This window comes from Salipiger marinus, assembly GCF_035481585.1.
Classification (GTDB): domain Bacteria; phylum Pseudomonadota; class Alphaproteobacteria; order Rhodobacterales; family Rhodobacteraceae; genus Salipiger; species Salipiger marinus.
Genome location: NZ_JAYKSL010000044.1, coordinates 1 through 11,636 on the forward strand (window position 1 = coordinate 1; position 11,636 = coordinate 11,636).

Annotated in this window: 14 protein-coding genes and 1 pseudogene; 4 read left to right on the forward strand and 11 right to left on the reverse strand. The window is 60.5% G+C overall.

Annotation, left to right across the window (positions count from 1 at the left end; translation table 11 throughout):
• Positions 1 to 79: 79 nt before the first annotated feature.
• The 5 genes from VK682_RS26295 to VK682_RS26315 form a co-directional block, all read right to left on the reverse strand.
• On the reverse strand, positions 80 to 742 hold the full coding sequence (locus VK682_RS26295; protein WP_324782886.1) for a hypothetical protein: 663 nt from the start codon (positions 740 to 742) through the stop codon (positions 80 to 82).
• Positions 743 to 930: 188 nt separating this feature from the next.
• On the reverse strand, positions 931 to 1,287 hold the full coding sequence (locus VK682_RS26300) for a ubiquitination-like system serine protease family protein (RefSeq protein WP_324782887.1): 357 nt from the start codon (positions 1,285 to 1,287) through the stop codon (positions 931 to 933).
• Positions 1,288 to 1,292: 5 nt separating this feature from the next.
• Positions 1,293 to 2,702: a ThiF family adenylyltransferase gene (locus VK682_RS26305; RefSeq protein WP_324782889.1), complete on the reverse strand. Its 1,410-nt coding sequence runs from the start codon at positions 2,700 to 2,702 to the stop codon at positions 1,293 to 1,295.
• Positions 2,699 to 3,079: an E2/UBC family protein gene (locus VK682_RS26310; RefSeq protein WP_324782891.1), complete on the reverse strand. Its 381-nt coding sequence runs from the start codon at positions 3,077 to 3,079 to the stop codon at positions 2,699 to 2,701. Before VK682_RS26310 ends, VK682_RS26305 begins: the two co-directional genes overlap by 4 nt.
• Complete coding sequence (locus VK682_RS26315; RefSeq protein WP_324782892.1) at positions 3,076 to 3,615, reverse strand: multiubiquitin domain-containing protein; 540 nt, start codon at positions 3,613 to 3,615, stop codon at positions 3,076 to 3,078. The genes VK682_RS26310 and VK682_RS26315 overlap by 4 nt, the downstream gene beginning before the upstream one ends.
• 315 nt (positions 3,616 to 3,930) lie before the next feature.
• On the opposite strand from VK682_RS26315, the gene VK682_RS26320 reads away from it, so the two are divergent.
• Genes VK682_RS26320 through VK682_RS26330 form a run of 3 tightly spaced genes read left to right on the forward strand, consistent with a single transcriptional unit; the run spans position 3,931 to position 5,668 of the window.
• Positions 3,931 to 4,488: a hypothetical protein gene (locus VK682_RS26320; protein WP_324782893.1), complete on the forward strand. Its 558-nt coding sequence runs from the start codon at positions 3,931 to 3,933 to the stop codon at positions 4,486 to 4,488.
• Between the two features lie 20 nt (positions 4,489 to 4,508).
• A complete protein-coding gene (locus VK682_RS26325) occupies positions 4,509 to 4,895 on the forward strand; it encodes a hypothetical protein (RefSeq protein ID WP_324782895.1) in 387 nt (128 codons plus the stop codon).
• Complete coding sequence (locus VK682_RS26330; protein ID WP_324782896.1) at positions 4,895 to 5,668, forward strand: ImmA/IrrE family metallo-endopeptidase; 774 nt, start codon at positions 4,895 to 4,897, stop codon at positions 5,666 to 5,668. Before VK682_RS26325 ends, VK682_RS26330 begins: the two co-directional genes overlap by 1 nt.
• 231 nt (positions 5,669 to 5,899) lie before the next feature.
• Here VK682_RS26330 and VK682_RS26335 read toward each other — a convergent pair whose 3' ends face one another.
• The 6 genes and pseudogenes from VK682_RS26335 to VK682_RS26355 all read right to left on the reverse strand — a co-directional run bounded on the left by VK682_RS26335 (position 5,900) and on the right by VK682_RS26355 (position 10,119).
• Positions 5,900 to 6,442, reverse strand: a complete 543-nt coding sequence (locus tag VK682_RS26335) for a YjaZ family protein (RefSeq protein WP_324782898.1) — start codon at positions 6,440 to 6,442, stop codon at positions 5,900 to 5,902.
• A 107-nt stretch (positions 6,443 to 6,549) separates the two neighbouring features.
• Positions 6,550 to 7,638, reverse strand: a complete 1,089-nt coding sequence (locus VK682_RS26340) for a hypothetical protein (protein WP_324782899.1) — start codon at positions 7,636 to 7,638, stop codon at positions 6,550 to 6,552.
• A gap of 66 nt (positions 7,639 to 7,704) precedes the next feature.
• The gene (locus VK682_RS26345; protein ID WP_324782900.1) at positions 7,705 to 8,088 is read right to left on the reverse strand and encodes a ParA family partition ATPase; all 384 of its coding nucleotides are present in this window, start codon (positions 8,086 to 8,088) and stop codon (positions 7,705 to 7,707) included.
• The gene (locus VK682_RS27405) at positions 8,082 to 8,321 is read right to left on the reverse strand and encodes a transposase family protein (RefSeq protein WP_425262621.1); all 240 of its coding nucleotides are present in this window, start codon (positions 8,319 to 8,321) and stop codon (positions 8,082 to 8,084) included. The genes VK682_RS26345 and VK682_RS27405 overlap by 7 nt, the downstream gene beginning before the upstream one ends.
• 89 nt (positions 8,322 to 8,410) lie before the next feature.
• Positions 8,411 to 9,025 (reverse strand): annotated as a pseudogene (locus tag VK682_RS26350) (IS5 family transposase); the annotation flags it as partial.
• 440 nt (positions 9,026 to 9,465) lie between these two features.
• Positions 9,466 to 10,119: a hypothetical protein gene (locus tag VK682_RS26355; protein WP_324782901.1), complete on the reverse strand. Its 654-nt coding sequence runs from the start codon at positions 10,117 to 10,119 to the stop codon at positions 9,466 to 9,468.
• Between the two features lie 706 nt (positions 10,120 to 10,825).
• Here VK682_RS26355 and VK682_RS26365 point away from each other — a divergent pair.
• The coding region (locus VK682_RS26365) for an NTP transferase domain-containing protein (protein WP_324782902.1) at positions 10,826 to 11,636 on the forward strand (811 nt) is incomplete at its 3' end.

Below are 11,636 nucleotides of genomic sequence, written 5' to 3' on the forward strand. Positions count from 1 at the left end.
GGCCCGGGGCGGCTGCGGAGTGAACACTCTTGCCAATAGTGTTAAACAAGGAAGAGAACCGATGATCGAAGCCACCCAGTTAAGGGCGTTCTGCCAGCAATCTCGTTACAGTTTCCACGCCGTCCAGCCATGCAGCCGTACCAGGACGTCGCCATTCGATGATCCTACGAATCCGTTGATGGTCTTCCGCTAAGTTTCTGGAAAAAATTGGTTCGTGATGGGCGATCCGATTCCGAAATTTCCGTATCGCATCGATGTCGTCAAAGAGGGACGCCCGAGCTTGGCTGAGCGTCAAGGCATGGTCATATCCTGGGAACGCATTGGCTAGTTCCGGATCCCAGATCCGGGCTTGCTGGCCCTTCACGAAGAGATGACGCCAAAATGCAAACTTAAGTTCAGCAACGACCTTGCCTGCCGTTGGCAAGCGCCTGGCGCACTCTGCCAAATCGTCTTTGGGCTGGTAGCCGCGCTTGGGAACAGGAAGCGTGTGGGAAAAACCTCGGTTCAGGTGCCAGTTCGCTCCGAAGACCGCCTCCACAGCTTCGACAGCACCATTTCGGATGGAAAGTTCGCAAAACTGAAGAGTCACATAGAACGCCGAAGAAATAGTGGTGTTCCAGCAATATAGGTCCATCGCACGCTGTCGATCACCTGCAGCTTCGCGCAAGTAGGTTCCGAAGCGTGGGGGAGACAGAACGGCCTCGAGGTCGACAATCTGTTGTACTGTGAATGCGTGCGGCATGGACTGATCAGATAGGAAAATGTTGACCCCGCGAGCATACTGTCCTAAATGAACACTACAAGGCTTTGAGGTTCGCGGGTGTGAGCCTTCCCTCATCGTCGACAGATTCGGAAAAGTCCGCTGCTTGAGCAGCGGACTTTTCTGTTTTGACATAGTCTATGTGGTTCAGCTCACCCCACTGACCTTCACTAAGGTCCTGTGCCACTATCCTTGCACCAGTCAATCCGCCCCTGCCGGATCCAGAAGTGGCACTGGCATTCGTTCGTCTGGCGGACCGACGGCGAGATGGTGGGGCGTCGCAGCCAATCTGGCATGGCCGTCCACTTGGGTCGCCGGTTCTTGCTGAGGGACAGCTTGATGGTTTCGCCGCACCCGCCGGGACAGCGGAAGCAGGCCCATTTGTCGACGCCATCGCGCACGATGGTCATCTCCCCAGGAACGATTTGATCGGGCGTCGGGTGTGTGGGCGTTACCTTGGCGATCAAGTCACTTCGCGGAATGAGACGGAAGAGTTCGAGGCTCTTCCGTAGGATGTCGATCATCATGTCAGTCACCCGATACGATCCAGGAACGGGTCGACGTCGCCGAGCCCCCAGTATTCCTCGCTGCCGCAGACCGGGCAGTCCGGCCGGGGCTGCGCCGCCTGTGAACGTTCAAAGCCCTTGTCGAGCTTGCGATAGCGTTGCCATGTCCATCCACCGCCGCCGCGGAAGTCGACGAGACCAGCAAGAAGTTCGTTCACTGCCATGGTGGCGGCTTCAGAGGTGAAGGTCACGACGGCCGGCGCGGGATTACCTCCGCCGCGGACATAGGCCTCGGTCTTCTGACGTTCATATTCGGCTGGGTCCGATCGCTCGAGATCCTCCTCGCGGGCCCTGACGCGATCCACCGTGCCGCGGCAGCCGTGGCACGCCGACGTGGGAAACAGCACGCTGACCCTTGCGGCCACCTCGAGGAGGCCGGGTTCACCATCGTCACGGGGCATCAGGACCAGCCCGACATCGATGACCGGGATCAGATAGAAATGCGCGACGCGGTTCAGGTAGAGGCGCCCGGCGTGATCGTCCGTGCATCCGAAGATGACGTCGCAGGATTTCAGCGCGTCACGGATGTGCGGCGCATCCACCCAGCCGTTCATCGACCGGACCTCGACGTCGAGGCCCATCATCGTCACCTCGCGCGCCATGACGTCGACCTTGGGCACCGCGTGGTCGGCATCTTTCCGGGTCGCGCCGTACAGGCGGTTCAGGTTGGAATGCTCGACCACGTCATCGTCGATGACCACGATGCGCCCCACGCCGAGGCGAGCGAGGAGTTGGACCACCGGGCTTCCGGTGCCGCCGCAGCCGACCACGGCAACGGAGAGCTGTTTGAGGAGGCCGTTGACCTCCGGCCCAAAGGCCAATGCCTGCCGCGCCAGGGCTTCCGACGGGGGCGGCACGTCGGTCGACTGGATCTCGATACGGTTGCCGATGACAGTCACACGATGACAGGGCAGGGGCGTCATGTCGTCTTCCCAGACCCGCGCTCGGTAGAGGCTGTCACCGACCTGCACGACGCTCACCAGGCGTGTCCCCTCGCCGTTCCGGTTCCGGGCCATGGTGAAGAGGTCACGTTCATTGCGATCGTCCTGGTCCGAGAAACCGTCGAGGCCTCCCGGGTGACTATGAACGATTGCCGGGACCAGGCCTTCCTCCTTGGCCCGGCGGCAGAGCTGGGCGAAGGAGTTGGTGTTCCAGGTGACATGCTTGTCGCTGGCATCGACGCGGTCCTCCTGCGGGATCGCGATGACCTCGTAGGAGGTGTAACGGGTCCGCGGCTCGAGGTCCCAGGGGTCCTGTGCGATCTCGCTTTTGCCGAGCAGCATGTAGGCGGCGCCTTCGTGCCCCCGGGGGTGCGCGAGCAACGCCTGCAGCTTGTCGCGGTGACGGGCATGGAGAGTGATGTCGGTGCGTTTCATGCCGCCACCTCCAAGGCCTCTTCGACTCGCTTCAGCATGGTCCAGATGCCGTCGGTGCCGGGACGCCACTGGTTGTTGTGGCGAGACCAGCGCTGCCAGGTCTGGCCTGCATGAGTCTCCCGCACCTGCGTGCAACGGGGCTCACGCTGGCCAGCAAGGAGCTTGAGATGCGGCACGGCGTAGAACATGTCGGGGGCGACCTCGGGATACGAGGGCGGCAGCAGGATCAGGATATCCGCCTGGGCGACCTGATACTTGCCTTCTGGCAGCGTGATCCCGGTGAGGATCACGCCCTTCTTTCCGCCTTCGATGACCTCGCGAACGTTGATGCCGCGCCCCTCGAGGTAGCGGCGATCCTGACGGGGGAGGAGGCTCATGCCGCACCCCCTTCCGTGGTCTGGGGCACCCCGGTGAAGAAGTGCTCCAGACCTGCATCCGCGAGGCAGATCAGATCGGCGTCGCCGACCAGGATGTCATCCTTTCCGGGGATCACCTGCCACACGGCGAACTTGGCGGGATCGACCCCGGCCAGCTTCTTGAGCACGCGTCCGCTGATGACCTTGTGGCCCCACTCGAGGCGTTTGCCATCGATGTCGAAGCGGAAAGATTCCGCGCTCGGGAAGACCAGGAAGCGCTCTACCTGGCCGGGGCGCAGGTCCGTGGTTTCCTCGAGGCGCAGTTCCTCGAGTTCACCGTTGCGCAGCACCTGGAACACGAGGTGTTCCTCGGCCTTGCGGAAGCCGGCTCCCTCGATGATCTGGCGGCCGGTGGGCGTCGGGTCGTCGATGACAGCGTCGGTGAACTTCAGGTCGTGATCGCCGACCTTGACCTTGTAGGGTCCGTGGTCGCGGGGCCTGCGGCCGGCCTTCAGGGCGGCCAGGAGATCTTCGATTCCAATCGGTTCGGTAGACATGGCAGCAAATCCTTTGCTTGTCTGCTCGACGCCCGCAGCAGGCGCCTTGTGCCCCCTATGCTCCCGAGAAACAGCCCATCGGACGCTACCGCCAGAAAATTCGCAGAAAAATTTCTCCGCCCCATGCCGGTCCTATGTCGACCGTAGAGGTCTTCGTTTCTACCAGATATCGTAGATGATTTTTCACGCATAACTTAGTATGGTGAGTTCTCCGTCGGCCCTCCCGAAAAACGAAGCCCTCGGAAAATTTCGTCGAAGATGTCCGGTGGACGTCTTTTCGGGAGCATATACGAGTGACAGGCAATCGAGCGGCTCATGAAAGACGACAAAGACGTAGACAAGTTCTACACCCCCGAAGACGCCACCGAGGCAATTCGAAACCTGTCAGCCGAACAGAAGCGAAGGCTTGATGCGGCGGCCAGAAGGCGCGCCTGGTTCGTAGGCGACCATAAAGGCCTGCTGCATGAGGCCATCGCAAGCACAGCAGAGGGGAGGAGACTATGGAACCGCTCCGTCGATATCGTGCGCCATCTGGACAAAGTGATGCAGAGCATCACGTCCAATGCCGCGAAGCGCAGAAAGGTCGCGGCCGACAAACGCGAAGAACTCTCGACACGAGACGAATGGCGGAATGAAGAACCATCAACCGAATCCGCCCTCGAGGCCCGCGAGTTGCGTGAAGAGCAACACGCGAAGGCCATCGAACTGTGCGGTGAGGATTGGGAAGTGCAACTTCTCGTAGAAGGTCTGCTCAACAACAGCACGCCGCAAGAGCTGGTTGAGCTCTTCGGAAGCAAGACCTCATATGAAACGGTCCGGAGAAGAATGAATCGAAAAATCGAGAACTACCGGGCCCAGGGTGATCACCGATGACGGAAAAGAAGGACCCCGGAGTGACCCGTCTCGAAGACGAGATGGTAGAGGACGTCTTTGCCATGAGCGACGCTGAGATTGAGGCGGAGCTTCGGGAAGAAGGCCTCGATATCGACGCCTTCGACAAGGAAATGGACGATCTCTTCGCATCCGCGCTCGCAGAGGGTGGGCAGCGGCGCCTGCAGGACGCTCGCAAGGCGGTCGACCTGCATCATGAACGCCAGAAGCGGAAAGCGCAGCAAAAGTCCCAGGACGAGCTTCGCGCGCAAATTGCCGCGATCGTGGCCGGCAACCCTGACCTGACGATGGCCGCCCGGAACTTCGAGAGGGAGCATGACGGCGATCTGGAGGGCGTCCTTGAAGATCTGCAGGAACTCACGGGTGACGATTGGGATGACGATGAGTGATGCGCATCATTCGTGATCCAGAGGAGTTGCTGAGAGAGTTCGGCGTCTCGCGCCCCGACCAGATCGACTTGGAGGCCATCGCCTGGACGCAGAACGCGCGTGTCCAATACCGTCATCTGCATGGGTGCGAGGCCCGGATCATTGGTGCGGGCAACCGTGCGAAGATCTCCTTGAAACCGGATGGGAACCCTCGTCGGAGGCGTTTCTCGCTGGCACACGAGATCGGTCATTGGCAGCGCCATCGGGGTCAGACCCTGATGTGCCAGTCTGACGATATCGAGACGGGCAGCACGATCGGGAAACTCCCAGAGCGTGCCGCCGACCGCTTCGCTGCGCAGCTCCTGATGCCCGAGTTCCTGATCCGTGAGAGCCTTCGTGGCTACAACAACCGGTTCGACATGGGAACCATCAGGGCGATGGCCGAGGACTTCGACATGAGCCTGACGGCCGCGGCGATCAGGCTGGTCGAACGCAATACGCAGCCGAGTCTCCTTGTCTGTCACACCCCGAAGGGGAGAAAGTGGTTCACGCGATCCCCGAAGGTGGACCAGCGATGGTTTCCCATGGACCAACTGGACAAGGATAGTCTCGCGTTCGATGTCCTGTTCGGAGGAGGGCCAGACGACAGGATGCTGCGCGCGAGCGGAGCGGACGCCTGGTTCGACAAGCCATGGGCGGACGAGATACCGATCAAGGAACAGACCGTGCGCATCTATGACGATGAGGTTCTGACGCTGCTGGTCGTGCAGGATGAGCGCATGCTTGCGGACTGATGTTGGCAGCCGCCAACCCGGGGAGAGGACGTTGCGCCGACTGTCGCAGCACGGTTCTTTGTTGATTTCTTTACTTTCACACTATATGTGAAAGTCAGGGCGACAGACCGGCTGAAACAGCGCCCACCCACCTTCACGGTTTTCGCGCGAGCGGATGGCAAGTGGTAAGTCGGATCCCAGGGCTGCCTTCGGGCAGCCCTCTAACTTTTTAGGCACCCTCTTTGAAACGTCTCAACGGTTGGCGAAGACCAGCGGTCGTCCCATGAACACGTTCTGGATCAGGATGGCGAACCGGACGGCATTCGGCCTGTTGGGCGGGGCGTAGGGCGAATCCTCCCTGCGATAAGCGCTCTCGACGCGGAGTTCGATGTGCTTGTCGCGCTTCCTGTTGTTCTTCTTGACCTCGAAGAACAGGTGATACCGGTCGTCTCTCTGCGGTGTCTCGACCGCGAGGAAAACGTAGTTACGCTTCTCCCAGGTCTGGAACACCCGAGCCCCTGGCAGCCCCGCCAGGATCGGCTGAAGGTTGTGACTATCGGCGTAGCGGTCCGGGCAGAAGATCCGCTGATCGAAACACATTTCGTCTGGAGGGTCTCCCTCGACATGCGCCCTGGTGAAAACGTGCGATTTGTAGACCACCCGCACACGCCGGTTGTTGCCGTCCGGCGTAGGACAGAGGAACTCGAACGGATCGAGATGCGCCAGGGAAATTTCCTGGCCAGCGACGAAGAAAGGGTCCCAGTAAATGCTCTGTGGCGGTGGCGGATTTGTCATTCAGCGCGATCGGTAAGAAGAGAAAAGACGGGCGTTCTACCCAGTTCAAATAGGAAGAGGCAACGGCCGTCGTGAAATCGGCAGGTACCTGGACAGCCAGGGCTTGCTCAGGACGGATCAGAATCCTTGTCGCTCCGATCGGTTGGCAGCTGCCAATCTTGGCCCCCCTTGGTCGCCTGCCGGATCCCCCACATCATCGCTTGAAAGGAGTTGGTATCCGCGCGGAAGGGGATGTTCACGTACATCCTGCCGTCCTCCTGCGGGGTCACCTCCACGCCGCGGTCTGCGAGCATTTCGAGCCAGATATCGGCGATCGTCTCGAACTCCGTCAGGCTTTCCCACTGCCCGTAGCGCTCCCAGAGAACGCGATGAGCGTCGCGCAAACGCTGGAAAAATGGAGAGAACCAGTGCCCATCGAGGGCCTCCGATATCTCTCGAAGATCCGTTTCAATGTCCTGACTGAATCCATCGGCGGTGCCCAGCACGTAGGAGGCATACTTCACGAGGTTACCGATGTTTCGCTGCGCTTCGATCATGAGCGCGTCGTAATCGACATCGTGCCGACACTTCAGGATCGCCTCCCGCACATTCGGTCCCGCTTCGCCAAGGATGTTCAGGAAGACGCCCTTGTAGTTCTCGGACGGGTCTTTACCGAAGCCTGCAGAGATACGACAGGCAGCATACTCATCCCATGAGGCCTCAATGACCTCCAGGCGGAGCGCTTCATACCATGTGTCCGCCCTGTAGCGGAGGATCATGCCTGGAAATTGCCGATCCTTGATGGCGTTGATTTCGACATGCGCACATTCGTGGGCGATGGTGTGAACTGCCTCCTGGCAGGCCTCGCTGTCGGGCTCATCCATGAGGCCTTCCAAGAAGACCGCATTGAACAGGATGTGCGATTTCAGGACGCCCTCACGAAGAACCGCCGGGGTCATCGCGATGCCGATGCCCCACTCCTTGCTGGCCGACAGCTCAGAGGACGTCTCGACTCCGCGATCCAGTTCTCTCAGAGCTTCGCCATAGTCGTAGGCCAGGGTCACGCCATCCAGGGTTTCGAGGTTCATATGCTGGCCGAAGATACTGATCAGCCCGAGGACGTTCGATCCGATGGCGCGTGCATCTTCCTCGCGGGCGTAGTTCCTGGCTGAGGCCGAGAGGTCGCTCGGCGTGGTTGTCTGCGGTTCTTCCGACACTTGTTCTTCCTATCTCTGCCTACAATTCGAAGGTGTGGTCTCCTCGTGGTGCCGCAAGTTGTAGGATTACAGCCTGCTCTGCACCTCCCGGAACAACGCCTTGATCTCGCCGACGGCCTTCGAGCTCGGCCGGTCGAACTCGGTGATCGCCTGACCAGAGATCAACGCCTGCATGAAGGCCTTGCGCTGGCCGAGCCTTGCCTTGGCCACCGGCACGTCCGGGTAAAGCTCCTGCAGCACCGCCGCGGTGTCGTCGCCTTCCGGCCCGACGGCTGCGACTTGGCTCAGCACGAAGATCCCCGGCCGGCCGGTCTGCGCCATGATCTCGACCGTGCCCGCGGCCGCGTTGATGTCGAAAGGACCCGGCCGAATGGGAATGACCACCAGGTCCGCGGCGCGGATCGCCGCGTCGATCGTGCCGCCGGCATGGGGCGGCGTGTCGATCACCACGTAGTCGGCGCCAAGCGTACCTGCACGGAACGACCATGCGCTGGAAAATCCTTGAGGTGCCGGACATAACGTCCATGCCGACGGGAAGACCGCTGCCCGCAACCCGGGCAGATCACCTCGGCGTCAATGACCTCTGCGTCAATCGCAAGGATCGCGCCATCTGCGCTGTATCCAGTTGCGCGAAGCCCTTCAGGCAACAACCTGCTGTCGAAACGTCCTGTCATGGCGCTCATCCCCCTTCAGAATCTACGCCAAATGTAGGGGCTATGCCGCAAAACATCACACGATGTGCGTCAGAGCCAAAATTGGGCGCCGATTGACAATCGTGGCATTTGCGGGTGTCGTAGGCACCGTCGGCAGTGACCGAACCGATCTCTTGGTCCGCCGGGATCTGACTGAGCAGATCAGGCAGAACCGGTGCATCTCCGATGTGTCTCCCGGAGATCTCGACGGCCCGGACCTCCAGCGTTTCCTCATCAATCCCCAGATGGATCTTACGCCAGACCCGCCGTTTTGGGCCGCCATGCTTGCGGGCGTGCCATTCGCCTTCGCCCTCGACCTTGATGCCAGTGCTGTCGATCAGCAGGTGCAGCGGGCCTTTCGACCCACGGTAAGGGATGTTGACGGCCAGGGTCTTCTGGCGGCGGGACAGGGTGCTAAAGTCGGGCACCGCCCAGTCGAGGCCAACAAGCTGCAGCAGGCTCTCGACGAAGCCGGTCGTCTGCCTGAGCGCCATGCCGAACAGCACCTTCATCGAAAGGCACGTCTGGATGGCGGCATCGCTGTAAATCTGCTGGCGGCCACGCCTGCCTGACGGCGCGGCATCCCAGCTCACCTCGGGGTCAAACCAGATCGTCAGCGAGCCGCGGCGCTTGAGCGCCTCGTTATAGGCCGGCCAGTTCGTGGTCTTGTAGGTGGCGGGTGTCGGTCTGCTCATGCAACCCAGCTACCATGCTGGATTCACTAGATGAATCCCTCACAGGATTTGTGCAACAGAGCCATTTGCACCAGTTGCGTTTGCACCAGCCCCTCCGCCCCGGTCGCGAGCTGAAGCGTAAGCGACAAGTTGATACCGTTCAGCGCGTCTAGTTCCAAGGCATGAGGTCGTCGATCTGCGCTGCAGGTCAGTGATTTGTGATGCGCTGCAGGGTTTGGGGGAGCCAGGCGTTCGGGTAGACTTGGTTCATCCGGCAGGTCTGAGGAAGTGTAGCGATGGTGGCCCATGGAGTTACAAAGCCTGAACGGCCTCAGCTGCCCGCTTACGGTAGTAACGCCTGAAAGGGGGAAGACCGCAGACATCGGAACGATGGCTGGCTTTGCGAGAGAGGATCAAGAACGCTTCGCAGCGTTGAAATGCGCTTTGATTTGGAAGCCGCTTTACTGATCCGAGCGAGCATCGACGGCTGCTTGGCATCTACCGGGCAAAGCTCTCATCACACTGAACTGGAAAAAGATGTTCGGGCTTGGTGGTGGGTCCAGATTGGGGGTAGTCTGACGTATCACTCCCGTAACGGCGGGTTGGTTTGCGAGCACTATCCCGTTTTCTAGGACGTCGCACCGAGCCACCACAAAGCCGGGTTGCTGGTTGTCCGTCAAATCAACGCTTCCAGGTACTTTCAGGCGATCCTCTTGCCAACGTTTGGCAGCCCCTTCGGCTTCTTCCCACTCGACCCAATCTTGCCACTCGTTTGCGAACTCAGCTTTGAGGTCGGGATGTCCTCCCCACAAGATGCAGCCGAGCACATTGTTAAACAGCGGCGGGAAAATCGTGGCTACCAGTGTTCCGACGCTTGTGTTCAAGCGGATTCGTTGCTGGCGTTCATTTTCGTCGATGACTTCGCCGAACCTCAGCAATGGAGCATCTGTGCTTTGAACCACACTAGCTTCACACGCATCCAATACCTCGTTAAGAGAAATGTCGGCATTTGCCTTTGAGGGCAACAACGACAAAGCTAAAAGGCCAGCCGAAAGAGCAAGAGCTGTGGTGAGGTTTCCTTTAACTTTGATCATTGAAATATCCTCCATTTTCATATGGTATCTTCCTGTTTTAACGGGTTCTGCCATAGAACTTACGCAGCCACTTTCAGTGTGAGTGCTGGACGTAATCTCCCCAAAAGCGCTGGATGAAATCTCCCCAGTTTGGCGCTGTTGGCGACGGTCCGGGGGGAATGCCCCCCCGACCACCCGCGGCACAGAATTCCCCCTGCCGATGCCAAGGGAAGGGCGCGCAGGTGGTGACACTGAGGGAGATCGTGCTGATCTTGGAATTTAAGCGGCAGGGCCTCGGCGTCAGCGCGATCGCGCGGCAAACGGGGCTGGACCGCAAGACGGTGAGAAAATACCTTGAGCGCGGGCTTGAGGCGCCGGTCTACGGGCCGCGCGAGTCGGAGGAGCGCTTGGCTGACAAGTATGGCGCTTATCTGGTCGACAGGTTGTCTGCCTGGCCGGGGCTCTCTGCCCGGCGGCTGCACCGGGAGGCCAAGGCGATGGGTTTCGAGGGAGCCTATTCGACACTGACGGAGTACCTGAGGCTGATACGCTCCTCTCGAAATAGGCATTGGCGGCGGCGATCGGATCGCCGCTTGTGTCCACCAGTGTGGCATCTTGGTCGAATACAACCGTCTGCATAATTTTTGCTCTCTGACACAACCCGCAATCCAACGTGAAGTCGGATCACCTTGCCCCTTCTTCTCAAGTCGATAGAACGTCCGCAGACTTAAAATAAACAGGTTTGTATATGAGCATTGCGCTGATCCTCCTTGCTGCGGGCAAGGGCACCCGAATGGAGTCCGACCGCCCCAAGGTCTTGCACCCTCTGGCACAGGCGCCGCTGCTCTGGCACGCGCTGCGCGCCGGGCAGACGCTGGATCCTGCAGCCTGCGTGGTGGTGGCCGGTCATGGGGCCGAGGCCGTCAGCGCCGCCACACTGGACTATGCCCCGGAGGCGCAGGTGGTGATCCAGGCCGAACAGCTGGGCACCGCCCATGCCGTGGCGCAGGCCCGCGACGCCCTGAAAGACTTCGACGGGGACGCGCTGGTGCTTTACGGTGACACGCCCTTCATCAGCGAGGCCACGCTGCAAGCGATGATCGCGGCGCGCGCCGCGCAGGACGTGGTGGTGCTGGGCTTCGAGGCCGCCGATCCGGGCCGCTATGGCCGTCTGGTCACCCAAGGCGACGATCTGCTGGAGATCGTCGAATTCAAGGACGCGACCGAGGCGCAGCGGGGCATCACCCTGTGCAATTCCGGGGTGCTGATCGCCGCGTCCGAAACGCTCTTCGCGCTGATCGAGGCGGTGGGCAATGACAACGCGTCGGGCGAATATTNCGAATTCAAGGACGCGACCGAGGCGCAGCGGGGCATCACCCTGTGCAATTCCGGGGTGCTGATCGCCGCGTCCGAAACGCTCTTCGCGCTGATCGAGGCGGTGGGCAATGACAACGCGTCGGGCGAATATTACCTGACCGACGTGGTGGCGCTGGCCCGCGCGCGCGGGCTGTCGGCCGGCGTGGTGCGCTGCGACGAGGCGGAAACGCTGGGCATCAATT